At 66.2% G+C, this 18,566-nt stretch carries 15 protein-coding genes; 2 read left to right on the top strand and 13 right to left on the bottom strand.

The window, feature by feature from the left end:
* Window positions 1-47: 47 nt before the first annotated feature.
* Entirely contained in the window at window positions 48-1,055 is a 1,008-nt protein-coding gene (locus tag LPA45_RS06905) for an alpha/beta hydrolase (protein WP_317922076.1), read from the bottom strand.
* Between the two features lie 310 nt (window positions 1,056-1,365).
* Between LPA45_RS06905 and LPA45_RS06900 the strand changes: the two genes are divergently transcribed.
* Window positions 1,366-2,514, top strand: coding sequence for an iron-containing alcohol dehydrogenase (locus LPA45_RS06900; RefSeq protein ID WP_116320976.1), 1,149 nt, complete (start codon window positions 1,366-1,368; stop codon window positions 2,512-2,514).
* A 62-nt stretch (window positions 2,515-2,576) separates the two neighbouring features.
* Complete coding sequence (locus LPA45_RS06895; protein ID WP_116320977.1) at window positions 2,577-3,098, top strand: O-acetyl-ADP-ribose deacetylase; 522 nt, start codon at window positions 2,577-2,579, stop codon at window positions 3,096-3,098.
* 71 nt (window positions 3,099-3,169) lie between these two features.
* Here LPA45_RS06895 and LPA45_RS06890 read toward each other — a convergent pair whose 3' ends face one another.
* The 12 genes from LPA45_RS06890 to LPA45_RS06835 form a co-directional block, all read right to left on the bottom strand.
* Window positions 3,170-4,120, bottom strand: coding sequence for an alpha/beta fold hydrolase (locus LPA45_RS06890; protein ID WP_116320978.1), 951 nt, complete (start codon window positions 4,118-4,120; stop codon window positions 3,170-3,172).
* Between the two features lie 32 nt (window positions 4,121-4,152).
* The gene (locus LPA45_RS06885) at window positions 4,153-5,055 is read right to left on the bottom strand and encodes an SDR family oxidoreductase (RefSeq protein ID WP_317922073.1); all 903 of its coding nucleotides are present in this window, start codon (window positions 5,053-5,055) and stop codon (window positions 4,153-4,155) included.
* A 68-nt stretch (window positions 5,056-5,123) separates the two neighbouring features.
* Window positions 5,124-6,059: a glutathione S-transferase family protein gene (locus LPA45_RS06880; protein WP_116320980.1), complete on the bottom strand. Its 936-nt coding sequence runs from the start codon at window positions 6,057-6,059 to the stop codon at window positions 5,124-5,126.
* Between the two features lie 81 nt (window positions 6,060-6,140).
* Complete coding sequence (locus LPA45_RS06875) at window positions 6,141-7,004, bottom strand: class II aldolase/adducin family protein (protein ID WP_116320981.1); 864 nt, start codon at window positions 7,002-7,004, stop codon at window positions 6,141-6,143.
* 78 nt (window positions 7,005-7,082) lie between these two features.
* Window positions 7,083-8,093, bottom strand: a complete 1,011-nt coding sequence (locus LPA45_RS06870) for an NADP-dependent oxidoreductase (RefSeq protein WP_116320982.1) — start codon at window positions 8,091-8,093, stop codon at window positions 7,083-7,085.
* A gap of 88 nt (window positions 8,094-8,181) precedes the next feature.
* Window positions 8,182-8,619, bottom strand: a complete 438-nt coding sequence (locus LPA45_RS06865; protein WP_116320983.1) for a PaaI family thioesterase — start codon at window positions 8,617-8,619, stop codon at window positions 8,182-8,184.
* Between the two features lie 95 nt (window positions 8,620-8,714).
* A complete protein-coding gene (locus tag LPA45_RS06860; RefSeq protein ID WP_116320984.1) occupies window positions 8,715-9,497 on the bottom strand; it encodes an SDR family oxidoreductase in 783 nt (260 codons plus the stop codon).
* A gap of 53 nt (window positions 9,498-9,550) precedes the next feature.
* On the bottom strand, window positions 9,551-11,413 hold the full coding sequence (locus LPA45_RS06855) for an acyl-CoA dehydrogenase (RefSeq protein ID WP_116320985.1): 1,863 nt from the start codon (window positions 11,411-11,413) through the stop codon (window positions 9,551-9,553).
* Window positions 11,414-11,649: 236 nt separating this feature from the next.
* On the bottom strand, window positions 11,650-12,828 hold the full coding sequence (locus tag LPA45_RS06850; RefSeq protein ID WP_116320986.1) for an acetyl-CoA C-acyltransferase: 1,179 nt from the start codon (window positions 12,826-12,828) through the stop codon (window positions 11,650-11,652).
* Between the two features lie 60 nt (window positions 12,829-12,888).
* Window positions 12,889-13,530 (bottom strand): bifunctional nicotinamidase/pyrazinamidase, encoded by a 642-nt coding sequence (gene pncA, locus LPA45_RS06845; protein ID WP_116320987.1) that lies wholly within the window; start codon window positions 13,528-13,530, stop codon window positions 12,889-12,891.
* Window positions 13,531-13,560: 30 nt separating this feature from the next.
* Window positions 13,561-15,642 carry a 3-hydroxyacyl-CoA dehydrogenase NAD-binding domain-containing protein gene (locus LPA45_RS06840; RefSeq protein WP_116320988.1) on the bottom strand — a complete coding sequence of 694 codons (2,082 nt, stop codon included), beginning with the start codon at window positions 15,640-15,642 and terminating at the stop codon, window positions 13,561-13,563.
* A 484-nt stretch (window positions 15,643-16,126) separates the two neighbouring features.
* Window positions 16,127-18,346 carry a TonB-dependent receptor domain-containing protein gene (locus LPA45_RS06835; RefSeq protein WP_317924909.1) on the bottom strand — a complete coding sequence of 740 codons (2,220 nt, stop codon included), beginning with the start codon at window positions 18,344-18,346 and terminating at the stop codon, window positions 16,127-16,129.
* Between the last annotated feature and the right edge of the window lie 220 nt (window positions 18,347-18,566).

The raw sequence follows: 18,566 nt of genomic DNA, 5'->3' as shown, positions 1-18,566 counted from the left end.
TGTGCTGCAAGTCACTGCTGAAAATTGTCGGTGCTGCTTTTTTGTGTTCAGGGCTGGTCGAATGCTGTGCGCAGCGCGGCAACGGCGTCGGCATGCGCCTGCGCCACCGCCGGCACGAACCGGCCCAGCTTGAAGAAATCATGGATCATGCCGGGGTAGTTCGCCAGCGTGGCCGGCACGCCGGCGGCGCGCAGCTTGGCGCCGTATGCGACGCCTTCGTCATGCAGCGGGTCGTAGCCCGCCACCGCGATCCACGCCGGGCACACATTGCGCACATCGGCGCCGGTGCCCCCACCGTCCAGCGGGGCAAAGCGCCAGTCGTCGCGGCTGGCTTCCTGGTCCAGGTACTGGGAGAAGAACCAGCGGATCATCCCGGCGGTCAGCAGGTAGCCCTCGGCCAGCGCGCGGTGCGATGGCGTGTCCTGGCGCGCGCAGGTGCCGGGATAGAGCAGCATCTGCAACACGGGCGCGAGCCCTGCGTTGCGTGCCTCCACCGCGCTGGCCGCTGCCAGCGTGCCGCCGGCGCTGTCGCCGCCCAGCGCGATGCGGGCCGGGTCGGCGCCCAGCCGCCCGGCTTGCGCAAAAATCCAGTGCAGCGCGTCGAACGCGTCGTTGACCGCGGTGGGAAAGCGCCATTGCGGTCCGAGGCGGTAATCCACGGACAGCACCATGCAATCGGCCTGGCTGCACAGCAGCCGGCACAGCGCGTCGTGCGAACTGACGCTGCCGACCGTAAAGCCGCCGCCATGGAAGTACACCAGCAGTGGCAACGGCTCGGCCCAGCTGGCCTCGCGCGGCGTGTACAGCCGCGCCGGGATGGCATGGCCATCACGCGCAGGCACGTGCAGGTCTTCGGTCGCGTGCACGGCGGGCGGGCTGATGTCGAGGATCGGCGCGCTTTTCTCGTAGGCGATCTTGGCGTCCTCCGGATCCAGTGCGTTGATCGGCGGCCGCTTGGCGCGGGCGATCAGTTCCAGCAGCTGCGCCACCTGCGGGTCAAGCGGCGCCGACGGCAGGCCGGGCGTTGGGTTGTCGGAAGACGGTACGGCGGACATGAAGAAATCAGTTAAATCCGAACTCCGGCTGCAGCGGCCGGCGTGTCGCGGACGCCGCCCGCATCGGTGGAAGTTCGAATAGTGAACGATCGTTCGATTTTAGTATGATGCCAGATGTTTCTGAAACGAGGCAGTACGAGATAACCCCAAAAGCCTCACGCCAGCCTGCCACGCGGCCAGTTTTTGCGCGATGATCGGCTGACGCGCGGCACGGGGCCACGACAACCCATTGAAACCGAAGGCGGCGCACCTGGCCAGTGCCTTACCCGGACCCCAGATCGCGGCAGAACCCTGCAGGAGACAAACAAATATGGCGTTTATCTACTATCTGACCAACATCCACCTGGATTTCGGCGCAGTCAGCCTGCTCAAGTCGGAGTGCGAACGCATCGGCATCCGCCGTCCGCTGCTGGTGACCGACAAGGGCGTGGTCGCCGCCGGCGTGGCCCAGCGCGCCATCGACGCGATGCAGGGGCTGCAGGTCGCGGTGTTCGACGAGACGCCGTCGAACCCGACCGAGGCGATGGTGCGCAAGGCCGCCGGGCAATACCGCGAGGCCGGCTGCGACGGGCTGGTGGCGGTGGGCGGCGGATCGTCGATCGACCTGGCCAAGGGCATCGCCATCCTCGCCACCCACCCGGGCGAGCTGACCACCTATGCCACCATCGAAGGCGGCAGCATCAAGATCACCGACCAGGCCGCGCCGCTGATCGCCGTGCCCACCACCTCGGGCACCGGCAGCGAAGTGGCGCGCGGCGCCATCATCATCCTGGACGACGGACGCAAGCTGGGCTTCCACTCGTGGCACCTGCTGCCCAAGTCGGCCATCTGCGATCCGGAGCTGACGCTGGGCCTGCCCGCGGGGCTGACCGCTGCCACCGGCATGGATGCGATCGCGCACTGCATCGAGACCTATCTCGCCCCCGCCTTCAACCCGCCCGCCGACGGCATCGCGCTGGACGGGCTGGAGCGCGGCTGGACCCATATCGAGCGCGCCACCCGCGACGGCCAGGACCGCGACGCGCGGCTGAACATGATGAGCGCATCGATGCAGGGCGCGATGGCATTCCAGAAGGGCCTGGGCTGCGTGCATTCGCTGTCGCACCCGCTGGGCGGGCTGAAGATCGACGGCCGCACCGGCCTGCACCACGGCACGCTCAACGCGGTGGTGATGCCGGCGGTGCTGCGCTTCAACGCCGACGCGCCCACGGTGGTGCGCGACGACCGCTACGCGCGCCTGCGCCGCGCCATGCATTTGCCCGACGGCGCCGATCTCGCGCAAGCCGTGCATGACATGACCGCGCGCCTGGGCTTGCCCACCGGCCTGCGCCAGATGGGCGTCACCGAGGACATGTTCGACAAGGTGATCGCCGGCGCGCTGGCCGACCATTGCCACAAGACCAACCCCAAAGAAGCCAGCGCGGCCGATTATCGGCGTATGCTTGAGCAATCCATGTAGTACGTAGCAGCAAGATGGCCCGCCGGCACCGCGGCGGGCGCGCTCTCAAACCAGGAGACGACATGACCGGCGAGCACCTGCAGGTAGTCCATGGCGACATCACCCGGATGGAAGTCGATGCCATCGTCAACGCGGCCAACAGCGGCCTGCTGGGCGGCGGCGGCGTTGACGGCGCCATCCACGGGGCCGGCGGCCCCGCCATCATGGAGGCCTGCCGCGCGATCCGCGACGCGAACGGCGGTTGCCCCACCGGCGAGGCAGTCATCACCACCGGCGGGCGCCTGCCCGCGCCGTACGTCATCCACGCGGTCGGGCCGGTCTGGCACGGCGGCGGGCAAGGCGAGGACGAACAGCTTGCCGACGCCTACCGCAACAGCATCCGCGTAGCCACGCAGCACCACCTGCGCACGCTCGCCTTCCCCAATATCAGCACCGGCATTTACGGCTTCCCGCGCGAGCGCGCGGCGGATATCGCCATAGCCGCGGTGCGCGAGGCACTGGCGGCAGCGCCCGAGATCGAGCAGGTGACCTTCGTCTGCTTCGACGACGAGAACTACCGCCTGTACCGCGAGCGCCTGGCCTGACGCTGGCCGCCGGGGCCTGCGTCAGAACTTGTGGCGCAGGCCTGGGCGGAGCACAGCCTGGCCGTCGTCGGCTAGCCCGCTGGCAATGCGCTGCGGATCAGCAGGTTGACGTGCTCCGGCTGCTCGTGGACGACCCAGTGGGTGCCGTCCGGGATGCGCTCCAGGCGCAGGTCCGTGACAAAGTCCTCCAGGCCATCGAGCAGGGATTTCGGCAAGGCGCGGTCGCGTTCGCCCCAGATCACCAGCGTCGGCACGCGGATGACAAACCTGGCCGGATCCAGCTGCGACAGGTCCGGTCCCGCTTCGCCATCGCCGGGCGGCCGCATCGGCGAGGCGCGGTAGAAGTTGACGCCGCCGGCCAGCGGATGCACGCCTTCTTCACCCTCTGCGCCCGGCTGCGACCACGCGGCGTGGTAGCGCTCGCGCGTCTCCGGCGTGTACCACGCGGCCGGCTTGCCGTCGGCATCCGCCAGCATGCGGTCCAGCAGCGCGAAGTCGTTGGCGGCCAATGCCCTTTCCGAGCCGGACTTGCGCAGCCAGTTCATGTAGGCGGAAGCGGCCTGCTGCTCCGGATCGGTGGCCAGCGCGCGCGCGAACAGGTACGGGTGCGGCGAGTTGATGATGACGAGCTGGCGCACGAGTTGCGGGAACTGGATCGCCAGGTTCCAGCAGATCGCGCCACCCCAGTCGTGCGCGACAACGATGGCCTGGTCATAACCCAGTGCGCCGATGAACTGCACCAGGTCTTCGACGATATGGCGCGGTCGGTAGGACGCTACGTCGCCCGGCTTGCTCGACAGGTTAAAGCCGCGCAGGTCGGGCGCGACGGCGAAGTGCGTGCGCCCGAACTCGGCCAGCTGGGCTTCCCATTCGTACCAGAATTCGGGAAATCCGTGCACGAACAGCATCAGCGGCTTGCCGCGCTCGCCGGCGCTGGCGTAGTGCAGACGGGTGCCGTTGGACAGGCTGGCGTACTGCAGGTGCCGGATCACGGCGGCGGGGGCGGCCATGGTGGTCTCCATGTGCGTGGCTCCTCGTTGGTAGCGTTGGCGTGTCAGCCGCGCAGCGCGGCAACGAGGCCCGCACGGACTTCGGGCTTGTCGGCAAAGGGATCGCCGGGGTTGCGCGGCCCGACGATGTCCTCGAAGCGCTGGCGTACCGGCGCCAGTGCCTGCGGATGCGAATAAATATAGAAGCTATCGGCGCGGATGGCATCGAAGGTTTGCTGCGCGACCTCGGCCGCGGTCACCTTGCCGGAACCGACCGCCTTGTCCGACAGCGCCTGCGACACCAGCTGCGAGCGCGTCGGCGGCGTCTGGTTGGCCAGCTCCGCCGGCCGGTTGCGCTGCGACTGGTTGATGCCAGTGGGCACGAAATACGGGCACAGTACCGAGCAACGCACCTGCTCGCTGACCAGCCCCAGGTCCTGGTACAGCGTTTCCGACAGCGACACCACCGCGTGCTTGGACACGTTGTACACGCCCATCGCCGGCGGGTTGAGCAGTCCTGCCATCGACGCGGTGTTGACGATATGGCCCTGGTACGACGGGTCCTTCTCCGCGGCGGCCAGCATCAGCGGCGTGAAGATGCGCACGCCGTGGATCACGCCGTAGAGATTGACGCCGAGCACCCATTCCCAGTCCCGCAGCGAGTTTTCCCAGAGCAGTCCCCCCGCGCCCACGCCAGCATTGTTGAACAGCAGGTTGACCTGCCCGAACGCCTCCATGGCGGCATCGGCCAGCGCCTGCACCTGCTCGGCGCGCGACACATCGGTGCGCAGCCCGATCACCGGCACGTTGCGCGCCTTGAATTCGGCCACGGTCGCGTCCAGCGCGTCTTCCTGCACGTCGGCCAGCACCAGCTTCATGCCGAGATCGGCGCCGATGCGGGCAAATTCCTTGCCAAACCCCGAAGCACCACCGGTGATGACGGCTACCTTGTTGGAAAAATCCTTCATGTCGTCTGTCCTGTCGCGTGAAATCTGTAGGTGGATGGCCGCGCGCAGCGACGCAGCGCAGCGCCGGTTCAGGCGGCGCGCTGCACCTGGTAGCCCTGCCGCGGGAAATGCACGTTGAGCGCGCCGGCGCGCGGGTCCTGCCGGCGCAGCGTGACGCGGTGCGGGCCCAGTGCCAGCAAGACGCCTGCCACCGGGTCGCGTGCGTAGTCGGTGGGCGTGACCGTGACCGGGTCGCCCTGCTGCACGCCTTCACCCTCGCGCACGCCTTCTTCGAGCGCCACCGGGTCGGCGCTGCGCGCCACGCCGATGGCCTGCTCGCCGTCGATCACACGGGGACGCCCGTGGCCGAAGGCATTCATGCGCGCATACCAGGCCTGCAGCCTGGGATACGCCTCCAGCATCTGCGCCAGCGCGCCGGCGCGGCGGATAAACCAGAGGTTGTGGTACAGCGAAAAATCCGCCACCGACAGCAATGGCCCGGCGACATGCTCGACGCCGGCAGCAAACTGCGTTTCCACTCTGCCGAAGGTTTCATGCAGCTGCGCGGTGGCCTCGGGCAACGGCATGCGCAGCGCGTTGGTGTCGCCCCGCATGGCCTTGCGGTCGGCGACAAACGCCTGGATCTGCGCCGGCGACAAATGGCCCAGCATGCTGGCGACGCCGGCCGGCTGGAACACGTAAGTCGCGGCGGCAGTGAACAGCGCACTGTCGAACCACGCCGCCATCATGCGCGCCGCCGCGGCCTGCACGGGCGGATACAGCGGCGCGGATGGCGCCAGCGCGTCGATGACCTCGCAGATCAATGCCGTGTCGCAATAAATGTCGGCGCCGACCTGCATCACCGGCGTGCGCCGGTAGCCGCCGGTCAGCGACAGCAGGTCGGGCTTGGGCAGGATGGCGGGGATTTCCACCGCCTGCCATGCGAGGCCCTTGGCGCCCAGCAGCAGCCGGACTTTTTCCGAGAACGGCGAGGTTGCGTACTGGTGAAGAATGATGTCTGCCATGCGAGCCACCTCCCTGTCAGTGGAACGACTGCAAGAATGGCCGCCAGCCGGCGGCCGTGCTGCAACACCCGATGCCGGCGATCAGTCCAGCAGATCGGGCTGTTCCTTGACGATGCGCGCGTACAGCGGCTGGAACTGGAACCAGCCCGCCTGCGCAGTGCCGACGATCGAGAACGCCTGGCGCGCGGCCGCGTCGGAAATGACTTTCAGGGGCGCCTGCGTGCGCGCCGCGGCGGCTTCGGCCAGCAGTTGCACCTGGCACGAACGCTCCATGGTGATGAACCACCACGCGGCCTCGTCGACGGTCTTGCCGACCGTCAGCAGGCCATGGTTCTGCAGGATCGCGGCCTTGCTCTGCCCGAGCGCGTTGGCGATGCGCTGGCCTTCGTCAAGCTCCACCACCACGCCGCCGAAATCGTCGTAGACCGCGTGGTCGTTGTAGAACGCGCACACGTCCTGCGTCAGCGCATCGAGCGGGCGGCCCAGCGTCGACCAGGCGCGGCCATAGGTGCTGTGCGAGTGCGCGGCGGCGACCGCGTCGGGCCGGGTCTGGTGCACGCGGGAATGGATCGCGAAGGCCGCGGCGTTGACCGGGTAATCGCCCTCCACCACGTCGCCGTGGTGATCGCAGCGGATCAGGTTGGAGACCTTGACCTGGCTGAAATGCACGCCGAAGGGATTGACCCAGAAGGTGTCGGTGAACTCGGGATCGCGCGCCGTGATGTGGCCGGCCACGCCTTCATCGAAGCCGAATTTCGAGAACAGGCGGAAGGCGGCGGCCACGCGCTGCTTGCGGTGCAGCCGCTCTTCGGCGGCGGTGGCAAACTGCGGCGGCCGCGGCAGGTTGCGGTAGCGGGCCTTGACCTCTTCAGGCAGGCCGGCGCCGATCTCGTCATCGGTTGCCTGGGGAACTTGCTGGACTTGCGGAACTTGCGGGGCATTCATGGGTGTCTCCTCCTCTTGTATTGCCTGCGTTGTCCTGCCCGGCAAACCCGTGGGGACACGGGGGTGCCGGTGCTGCGCTCAGACCAGCCTGACCAGCTGCTTGCCGAAGTTCTTGCCCTTGAGCAGGCCCATGAAGGCTTCCGGCGCGCTGGCCAGGCCTTCGGCGATGCTCTCGCGGAACTTCAGCTTGCCCTGCGCAACCGCGGTGCCCAGCTCCTTCAGCGCCTGCGGCCACACGTCCATATGCTCGGAGACGATAAAGCCCTCGATCGTCAGGCGCGAGACCAGGATCAGCTGCGGATTCTTCAGCGGCAGCGGCTGGCCGTCATAGCCGGCGATCATGCCGCACATGGCGATGCGGCCGAAGGCGTTCATGCGCGACAGCACCGCGTCGAAGATCTCGCCGCCGACGTTTTCAAAATAGCCATCGATGCCGTCGGGCGTGGCTTCCTTGAGCATGGTGTAGAGCTCCTTGGGATCCTTCGCCGCCTTGTAGTCGATACAGGCGTCGAACCCCAGCTCATTGACCACGTAGTCGCACTTGTCCTTGCCGCCGGCAAAGCCAACCGCGCGGCAGCCCGCCAGCTTGGCCAGCTGGCCAACCACGCTGCCGACCGCGCCCGACGCGGCGCTGACCGCGATGGTCCCGCCCGCCTTGGGCTGGATGATCTTGTTCAGGCCATACCATGCGGTCACGCCCGGCATGCCGACCGAGCCCAGGTAGGCCGACAGCGGAATATGCGTGGTATCGACGGGCTGCAGGCCGGTGCCGTCGCTGACACCCATTTCCTGCCAGCCGAACATCCCGACGACCTTGTCGCCCGGCTTGAACTTGCTGTTCTTGCTCTCCACCACTTCACCAACGGTGCCGCCGATCATCACCTCGTTGAGCGGCTGCGGCGCGGCGTACGACTTGCTGTCGTTCATGCGCCCGCGCATATACGGGTCGAGCGACAGGTAGTGGTTGCGCACCAGCACCTGGCCGTTGGCGATCTGCGGCACGGGCACTTCTTCCAGCCGGAAATTGGCCGGCGTCACCGCGCCCTCGGGACGCGAGGCCAGGACGATGCGCTTGAACGTGTTGGACATGGTCGGGTTCCTTCCAATGGGAGATGGAAACTGCATGGAAACTGCTAAAGCGGGGCGTGATCCGCCCCGCATGTCCTGGCGCCGGCGCTCAGCCGTCGGCGCCGGTATCGGTTTCGCCCGGGCGCTGCGGCGGCATGCGCCGGATGTACTTGAACGTGCCCGAGCCGCGCGCCACGGTCTTGCCCTCGGCATCGACGATCTCGGCCTCGCAGAACACCATGGTGGTGGTGCGATGCACGGTGGTGCCGCGCGCGGTCAGTTGGCCACGGCCCGGCGCCATGAAGCTGCTCTTCATCTCGATGGTGACCACGCCGCGGCCATCGGCATCGCTGCTGCGGCCGGCCACCGCCATGGCCACGTCGAGCAGCGTCATGATCACGCCGCCGTGGGCCATGTCCCAGCTGTTCTGGTGACGCTTTTCAACCGGCAGCGAAATCTCGCTGCGCCCGCCCTCTGCGACAGTGCAGGTCACGCCGAGGTCGGCAAGGAACGGGATATGGCTCAGGGAGCCGGTGTACTGGTTCATGGCAATGCGAGTGGAAGTGGGGGTTGGAGAGGCGCCGGTGGCAGCTTGCCCGCCGGCGCCGATCCCGCATTATTGCCGCAAACGCAGGCTGTCGCTCAGACTGCGCTCACGCCGCCGTCGACCGCCAGGATCTGCCCGGTGATGTGCTTGCCGGCATCGCTGGCGAACAGCAGCGCCGCGCCCTTCAGGTCTTCGTCGTCGCCCAGGCGGTGCAGCGGCACGCCGGCGCACATCGCATCGACGCCCATGCGCTCCAGCGAGCCCTTGGTCATCTTGGACGGGAAGAAGCCCGGTGCCAGCGCGTTGACGGTGATGTTGTGCTCGCCCCACTCGCCCGCCAGCGTGCGGGTGAAGTTGACCACGGCGCCCTTGGAGGTGTTGTAGGCGATGGTGTCCATCGACCCCGGCGGATTACCGGCCAGGCCAGCGATCGACGCCACGTTGATGATGCGGCCATAGCGGCGCGGGATCATCGACAGCTTGCCGATGCGCTGGCTCAGCAGGAACAGGCCGCGGATGTTCAGGTTCATCACCTTGTCCCACGCCTCCACGGGATGGTCTTCCGCCGGCGCACCCCAGGTGGCGCCGGCGTTGTTGACCAGGATGTCGACGTGGCCAAGCCTGGCGATGGCTTCGTCGGCCAGGCGTGCGATCTCGGACTCCTGCGAGCCGTCGGCGGCGATCCAGTCGGCCTCGATACCCAGGCCCTTCAGGTGTTCCTGCGCCGCGCGCAGTTCGTCGGCCTTGCGCGCCGACAGCACGATACGCGCGCCCTGCTCGCCCAGTGCCTCGGCGATCTGCAGGCCAAGGCCGCGCGAGCCGCCGGTGATCAGTGCGGTCTTGCCCTTCAGGTCAAACAGTTGCTGGATGGTGCGCATGTGTCTCTTCCTTGGTTGTCTTTGAATCAGTAGTAATCGGTCAGAACCAGAGGTCAGAACCACGCGTCCTGCATGTCCAGCGTGGTGCGGTCGAGCGACGCCAGCAGGTCGAACTGAGGGCCGACCCTGGGCAACTCGAAGCGGAAGAAGTACGCCGCCGCGGCCAGCTTGCCGCGATAGAAGTCCTGGTCTTCCTTGCCGCTCGCCTGCGCCAGCGCGGCTTGCGCCAGCAGTGCCTGCTCCAGCCAGATCCACGCGACCACCACATGCCCGAAGGCTTCCAGGTAGACCGACGCGTTGGCCAGCGTCACGTTGGAATCGCCGGCGCTCCACAGCGTCTGGGTCACTTCGGCCAGGCGCTGCGTTGCGGCGCCAAGCGCGCGCGCCTGCCCCGCCAGCTCGGCATCGTCCGCGGCCAGCGCGCGGCCGATGGTGGCCTGCACGCGCTCGCCCAGCAGCTTGAACGCGGCGCCATCCTTCATCACCACCTTGCGGCCCAGCAGGTCCAGGCCCTGGATACCGTGCGTGCCTTCGTGGATGGGGTTCAGGCGGTTGTCGCGGTAGAACTGCTCGACGTTGTATTCGCGGGTATAGCCGTAGCCGCCATGCACCTGGATCGCCAGGTTGTTGGCCTCCAGGCACCATTGCGACGGCCAGCTCTTGGCTATCGGGGTCAGGATGTCGAGCAGCAGCGCCAGGCGCGCGTGCGCTTCCTGGTCACCGGCGGTGGCAGCGGCTTCTTCTTCGTCAACCAGCCGCGCGCAATACAGGTTCAGCGCCAGGCCACCCTCGACATAGCTCTTCTGCGCCAGCAGCATGCGGCGGATATCGGCGTGCTCGACCAGCTTCACCTGCGGGCTGGCGGCGTCCTTGCCGCCGGGGCCGACGGGGCGGCCTTGCGGACGGTTGCGCGCATAGTCGAGCGCATGCAGATAGCCGGTATAGCCCAGCATCACCGCGCCCAGGCCCACGCCGATGCGCGCCTCGTTCATCATGTGGAACATGCAGGCCAGGCCCTTGTGCGCCTCGCCCACCAGGTAGCCGATCGCACCGGCCTTGCCTCCCGGCTTGTACTTCATGCCCTCGCCGAAGTTCAGCAGGCAGTTGGTGGTGCCGCGGTAGCCCATCTTGTGGTTCAGGCCGGCCAGCACCACGTCGTTGTGCTCGCCCAGAGAGCCGTCCTCGTTGACCAGGTACTTGGGCACGATAAACAGCGAGATACCCTTCACGCCCGGGATCAGCTTGCCGTCCGGGCCGGGGATCTTGGCCAGCACCAGGTGGACGATGTTGTCCGAAAGCTCGTGCTCGCCGGCGGAAATCCACATCTTGTTGCCGCGCAGGCGATATTGCGCGCCCAGCGGCGATTCGCCCTCGTACTCGGCGCGCGTCGTGATATCCGACAGCGACGAGCCGGCCTGCGGCTCCGACAGGCACATGGTGCCGAAGAAGCGCCCTTCCATCTCCGGCTTGACGAAGGTCTCGACCTGCATCGGCGTACCGTGCGTCAGCAGCAGGTTGGCGTTGCCGATGGTCAGGAAGGGATAGGAACTGGTGCCAACGTTGGCGCCCTTGAAGTAGGCGAAGCCGGCCTTTTCCACGACTACCGGCAGCTGCATGCCGCCCAGCTCGTAATCCTGGCCGGCGGCCATCAGGCCGGCCTCGCAGAAGGCCTTCAGCGCGGTGCCGACCTCGGGGATGATGGTGACGGTGTCGCCGTCGAATTCGGGTTCCTGCTGGTCGTTCTTCTTGTTGTGCGGCGCGAACAGGTCGGCGGCGATCTTCTCGCAAGTGTCCAGCGCGGCGTCGAACGTCTCGCGCGAGTGGTCGGCATAGCGCGGGATGCGGGTCAGCTCGTCGACCTTGAGCCATTCGTACAGAATGAAGTTCAGGTCGCGGCGGGAAAGGATCATCGACATGGTGTCTCCATGCGGCGCACTGCGGTGGCGCGGCCGCGATTTTCTTGTTGGCTTCTTGTGCTGACCGCGGGGCTCTAAGACGAATCGCGTGGGTGCTCCCTCTCCAGCTTGCGGGAGAGGGTTGGGGAGAGGGCCGGCGGGGCGACGAAGTAAAGCGCGTTGGTGTGCCAGCGCCTGCCCTCTCCCCCGGCCCCTCTCCCGCAGGCGGGAGAGGGGAGCAAACCAGCGGTCTGCCGTTACAGGACCTCGAACAACCCAGCCGCGCCCTGGCCGCCGCCGATGCACATGGTCACCACCACGTACTTCACGCCACGGCGCTTGCCTTCGATCAGCGCATGGCCAACCAGGCGCGCACCCGACACGCCGTACGGGTGGCCCACCGCGATGGCGCCACCGTTGACGTTGAGGCGGTCCATCGGGATGCCCAGCTTGTCGGCGCAGTACAGCACCTGCACGGCGAAGGCCTCGTTCAGCTCCCACAGGCCGATGTCTTCGACCTTCAGGCCAGCCTTCTTCAGCAGCTTGGGCACCGCGAAGACGGGACCGATGCCCATCTCGTCCGGCTCGCAACCGGCCACGGCAAAGCCGCGGAACACGCCGAGCGGCTGCAGGCCCCTGGCCTCGGCCACGCGCGCGTTCATCACCACGGCCGCCGAAGCACCATCCGAGAACTGCGAGGCATTGCCCGCGGTGATCACGCCACCCGGCACCGCGCTGCGGATCTTGGCCACGCCTTCCAGCGTGGTGTCGGCGCGGATGCCTTCGTCGGCGGAGATCGTGACTTCCCTGGTCACCAGCTGGCCGGTGGACTTGTCGGCGACGCCGGCGAGCACCGTCATCGGCACGATCTCGTCCTTGAACTTGCCGGCTTCCTGCGCGGCGGCGGCGCGTTGCTGGCTGCGCACGCCGTATTCGTCCTGGCGCTCCTTCGCGATGTTGTAGCGCTTGGCCACGTTCTCGGCGGTCTGCAGCATGTTCCAGTAGATTTCCGGCTTGTTCTTCACCAGCCAGCTTTCCTGGACCATGTGGCGGTTCATTTCCTGCTGCACGCAGGAGATGCTTTCCACGCCGCCGGCGACGAAGATGTCGCCCTCATCGGCGATCACGCGCTGCGCGGCCATGGCGATGGTCTGCAGGCCCGACGAGCAGAAGCGGTTGACGGTGGCACCGGGCACGGTGACCGGGCAGCCGGCGCGCAGTGCGATCTGGCGCGCGATATTGGCACCGGTGGCACCTTCCGGGTTGGCGCAGCCCATCAGCACGTCTTCCACTTCGGCGGCGTCGATCTTGGCGCGGGCGATGGCGTGCTCGACGGCATGACCACCCAGCGTGGCGCCGTGGGTCATGTTGAAGGCGCCCTTCCAGCTCTTGGCCAGCGCGGTACGTGCGGTGGATACGATGACTGCTTCGTTCATGTGTTGCTCCTCGGAATCTCTTGTGTCTTTCAGTTCGGTGGTTCGGTTCAGCCCTGGCCCTCAAGCCCCATTCAGCACATCGGCGGACATGACACGTGCAACGCCGGCGGCGCCGAGGTCCTGCCATGCCTGCGCCAGCGACCCTTGCAGGTCGATGGCGCGGCATGCATCCTCGATCACCGCGGCCTCGAAGCCCGCGGCGCGCGCATCGAGCGCGCTCCATGCCACGCAGTAGTCCGTCGCCAGCCCGGCGCAGAACACGCGCTTCACGCCATGCTCGCGCAGGTAGCCGGCCAGCCCGGTGCGCGTGGTGCGGTCCGCCTCAAGGAAAGCGGAGTAGCTGTCCACGTCGGCGTGGTGGCCCTTGCGGATCACCAGCCGTGCCTGCGGCACGTGCAGGCCCGCATGCAGCGCGGCGCCGGGCGTGTCCTGCACGCAGTGCACCGGCCACAGCACCTGCTCGCCATACGGCAGCGCGAGCATCTGGAACGGCTGCGTGCCGGCATGGTTGGCCGCGAACGAAACGTGCGCGGCCGGATGCCAGTCCTGCGTCACCACCACGTGCCCGAACGCGCGTGCCAGCCGGTTGATGACGGGCACCACTTCATCGCCGTTGGGCACGGCAAGCGCGCCGCCAGGCATGAAGTCGTTCTGCACGTCGATCACCAGCAGGCAATCGTCAGGTCCGATGGTGGTGTTCAACTCAGCTCCGGGCTGAACCCTCGTGGCGTATTAACCGTTAAAGCCCTTGCCCTCGTCCGCCAGCTTCTGCAGCAGCGGCGCGACCTGCCAGGCTTCACCGTGGTAGCCCTTGGCGTAGCGCTTCATTGCCAGCGCCACGTTGTACAGGCCGACCTGGTCCGCGTACAGCATCGGGCCGCCGCGGAACAGCGGGAAGCCGTAGCCGGTCAGGTACACCATGTCGATATCCGAGGCCTTGGAAGCAATGCCCTCTTCCAGGATCTTGGCGCCTTCGTTGACCAGCGCGAACACCAGGCGCTCGACGATCTCTTCATCAGAGATCTTGCGGCGCGTGATGCCCAGGTCCTTCGAGTGCTGCACGATCATGTCGTTGACCTGCTGGTTCGGGTACGGCTTGCGGTCGCCCGCCTTGTAGTCGTACCAGCCCGCGCCGGTCTTCTGGCCGTAACGGCCCATCTCGCACAGCAGGTCGGCGGTCTTGGAGTACTGGATCTCCGGCTTGTCCACGGCGCGGCGCTTGCGGATGGCCCAGCCGATGTCGTTGCCGGCCAGGTCGCCCATGCGGAACGGGCCCATGGCAAAGCCGAACTTCTCGATGGCCTTGTCCACCTGCTCCGGCAGCGCGCCTTCATCCAGCAGGTAGCCGGCCTGGCGGCTGTACTGCTCGATCATGCGGTTGCCGATAAAGCCGTCGCACACGCCCGACACCACCGCGGTCTTCTTGATCTTCTTGCCGATCTGCATGACCGTGGCCAGCACGTCCTTGCCGGTCTTCTCGCCACGCACCACTTCCAGCAACTTCATCACGTTGGCCGGGCTGAAGAAGTGCATGCCGACCACGTCCTGCGGACGCTTGGTGAACGAGGCGATCTTGTTGACGTCCAGCGTGGAGGTGTTCGAAGCCAGGATTGCGCCCTGCTTCATCACTTCGTCCAGCTTCTTGAAGACGATTTCCTTGACGCCCATTTCCTCGAACACGGCCTCGATGACCATGTCGGCGTCCTTGATCTCGTCATAGGACAGCGTGGTGCTCAGCAGGCCCATGCGCTGCTCGACCTTCTCCTGCGTGAGCTTGCCCTTCCTGGCGCTGTTTTCGTAATTCTTGCGGATGATGCCGACGCCGCGGTCCAGCGCTTCCTGCTTGGTTTCCAGGATGGTGACCGGGATGCCCGCGTTCAGGAAATTCATGCTGATGCCGCCGCCCATCGTGCCGGCGCCGATCACGGCAACCTTCTCGATCTTGCGCACGGGGGTGCCTTCGGGCACGTCGGGGATCTTGCTGGCGGCACGCTCGCCAAAGAAGGCGTGGCGCAGCGCGCGCGATTCCGGCGTGGTCACCAGGAACAGGAAGCCCTCGCGCTCTTCCTTCAGGCCTTGCTCGAACGGCTTGAGCGAGCCGGCCACCGCTTCCAGGCACTTCAGCGGCGCCGGGAAGTTCCTGGCCATCGCGGCCACGGTGTTGCGGGCAAAGCCGAGGTAGCCTTCCGGGTTCTCGTGGCGCACCTTCAGGTCGCGCACCTTCGGATGCGGGCCGTTGGCGGCGCCGACGTTCTGCGCGAACTTGACCGCTGCGGGCAGCACGTCACCGTCGACGATCTCGTCGAACAGCTTGGTGCCGGCGAACTTCTCGGACAGCACCGGGGTGCCCGACACGATCATGTTGGCGGCGGCCTCCAGGCCGATCACGCGCGGCAGGCGCTGCGTGCCGCCGGCACCGGGCAGCAGGCCCAGCTTCACTTCCGGCAGCGCGATCTGCGCGCCCTTGGACGCCACGCGGTAGTTACAGCCCAGCGCCAGTTCCAGGCCGCCACCCATGGCGACCGAGTGCACGGCGGCGATAACCGGCTTGGACGACGCCTCCAGCACGCGGATCACCGAGTGCAGGGTCGGCTCCTGCATGGCCTTGGGGGTATTGAATTCACGGATATCGGCGCCGCCCGAGAATGCCTTGCCGGCGCCGGTGATGACGATGGCCTTGACGGCGGCATCGTCCAGCGCACGGGTCATGCCTTCGACGATGCCAAGACGGGTGCTGTGACCCAGGCCGTTGACAGGGGGATTGTCGAGCGTGATGACGGCTACGCCGTCCTGAACCTGATACTGCGCTGTCATGCTGGTTCCTTTTACAGAAGTTTGTCTCGGGATTCGAATTCTCGAATTATTGTTTTGCTGCTGGGTGCGGGCGCGGTTGGCACAGGGTTAACCCGCCGCGGTTGCTGCTTGCCACAAGCCCTCCGGGGCTTGGGCGAAACAAGCATACACAAAATAGCACGGTCGTTCAATTTCAATTTGGAGGCTTCCCATGCGGAATAAGCCGCACGCATTGCGCCCCTTATCGGCGTGCATGACGTCCGCCATCCGGACGCCGAAAACGCCATAGCGCCGCGCTGCTCGATGGCGCCCGATGCACTTCCGGCTTTGTACCGAAGGCTGGCTCTAAGCAGTATGCGACTTTATTTGGGAGCCCGGCACAGGCCGCGGCCGTGAGTGAGCGCGTCACGCCGGAAAGCAAAAAACCGCGGCCCCCGGCATCAGCCGGAGCACGCGGTTTTCATTGGGTGGCGGCGTCAGCCGTTCAGGCTGACTTGCGCCCTTGTCAGAACTTGAAGTTGGCCGTCAGCATCCCGAACCGGCCCGCACCCAGCGCACCGTAGTGGTTATGCGCCTTGGTGTAGTAGGTCTTGTCAAACAGGTTCTGCACATTCAGCTGCAGCGACAGGTTCTTGTTGACGCGATACGCGGCCATCAGGTCAAAGCGCCAGTATGAAGGCACGTACAGCGAGTTGGCCGGATTGGCATAGACCTTGTCGACGTAGTACGCACCACCGCCAACCGTCAGCGCCGGCAGCACCTGGTAGGTGGTCCACAGGCTGAAGCTGTTCTTCGGCGTATTCGGGAACTGGTTGCCGTTGTTGGCCGCATTGGTGGCTTGCGGGCCATTGTCGATCAGTTCGCTGTTCAGGTACGTATAGCCGCCGAACAGACCCCACTTGTCAGTCAGGTTACCGGCAAAGCCCAGCTCGAAGCCCTTCACGCGCTGCTTGCCCGCATTGACCGTGGTGTTGGCATCGACCGCCACGCGCGCATTGTTCTTCTCGATCTGGAAGATCGCACCAGTCAGCGACAGGCGCCTGGCCAGCAGATCCCATTTGGTGCCGATTTCCACCGAACGCGCGGTTTCCGGCTCCAGGTTGCGCTGCGCCGCCGTGATGTTGTCGGCGCCGTCACCGTTGGTCGAACCCGGCGGCGTCGACGAGGTGCCGTACGACACGTAGATGCTGCCGTACTCGACCGGCTTGTAGACCACGCCGGCCTGGTAGTTGAAGAAGTTCGACTTGTTGCGAATGTCCACCTGCGCCACTGCCGCGCCGGTATTCGGGTTGGTGTAGGCGTTGGTGAAGGCGTGCGTGTCGTAGCTGTCGTAGCGAACGCCACCGTTGACCATCCACTGCTTGGTGATCTCGACCGTATCGAACAGGTAGACCGAGCGCGTATTGGTGGTGGTGTTGGTGGTGAACGGCATCTTGGTGATGCTGCCGCGCCACGGGTCGTTCGGGTTCGGGTTGGCCAGCGACGTGCAGTCGAAGCTCGCCACCAGCGATGCGTTGCAAATGCCCGGCACCGTCGGCACAGCGGCCGTGGGATTGGAAGCAGGATTTGCCGACAGAACGTTATATGGCGTGTTGTTGGTATCGTCGCGGCTGAACTCGAAGCCAAACAGCACGCTGTGCTTCAGGCTGCCGGTCTCGAACTTGGCCGTCAGGTCGGTCTGGTTGGTCAGCGTCTCGGTGGCCGAGTCGCGGTTCTTGGTGTTGCGCCAGACAAAGCCGCGCGGCACGTTGCCGCGGCTGTCGTCAGGGTTGGTGACGATGTAGTCGTTGGTGGCGCGGCCCCAGCGCGTGGTGTTGCTGAACACCAGGCCGTTGCGGAAATCATGCTGGACGGTGGCCGTGGCGATATCGCTCTGCGTCTTCTGGAAGTCGCGGTCGGTCAGGCCGTAGAAGTTGTTGCGGTTGACGTTTGCCGGCTGCGACGGATTGGCCTTGGTCGACTGGCTGGCAGGGCGCGAGTACGGAATGCTGTAGTCCGGCATGCCGTTGCCCTGCAGGTGGTAGTAGGACAGCGTGACCTTCGTATCGGACTTCATGCCGAACGTCACCGACGGCGCGAAGCCCCAGGAATTCTGGTCGACTTCATTGCGGCCCGGCACGTTGGCGGTGTACCCCAGCGCATTCAGGCGCACGGCGGTATTGTCGTTGATCACGTAGTTGCCGTCGGCCGTGGCGCGGAAGTAAGAGTCCGTGCCCACGCCGATCGAGCCCTGCGCGAAGTTCTCGGCCTGGGGCAGCTTCGACACGATATTGATCATGCCGCCGGCCGAGCCCTTGCCGCCGAAGGCCGAGCTGGGGCCCTTGATGACTTCGATGCTTTCGATGTTGAAGGTGTCGCGGGTCTGCGACGCAGTATCGCGCACGCCGTCGACATAGATGCTCGACATCGAGTCAAAACCGCGGATGAAAGGACGGTCGCCAATCGGGTTGCCGCCTTCGCCGGCGCCGAAGGTGATGCCCGGCGTGGTACGCAGCGCGTCCTGCAGCGAGTTGGAGCCCGATTGCTGGATCACCTCGGCCGGCACCACGGTCACCGACTTGGGCGTGTCGAGCAGCGGCGCGGTGAACTTGGGCGACTGCGCCTCTTCCACCTTGTAGCCGTCTTCGCGCTTGCTGGTCACGGTAACCCGTTCCAGCGTCACCGGCGCGGCCTGGCCCGCGGCGACGACGACAGGCTGGCTCTCCTGCGCCGATGCACCCTGCATGGCAAACGCTGCGACGGCGCCCGCGAGCGCAGCGGCGAGCGGGGTCAATTCAAACGACTTCTGGTTTCCTTTCACGGCCTTGCCTTCCCTGTGTTGTCTTGTAGTTCTTGACGCGAACAAGCGTGGTCAATGAAGACAAGCCCAAGGAAGCACTACCACTGTCGCCCGTGAATCAAGTCATCCATCCCCGGCGGGCGATTATAGGGATGTAGGAATCGAA

The organism is Cupriavidus sp. Agwp_2 (genome assembly GCF_040784895.1).
GTDB lineage: Bacteria > Pseudomonadota > Gammaproteobacteria > Burkholderiales > Burkholderiaceae > Cupriavidus.
This window is presented reverse-complemented; position numbering and strand designations above follow the sequence as displayed.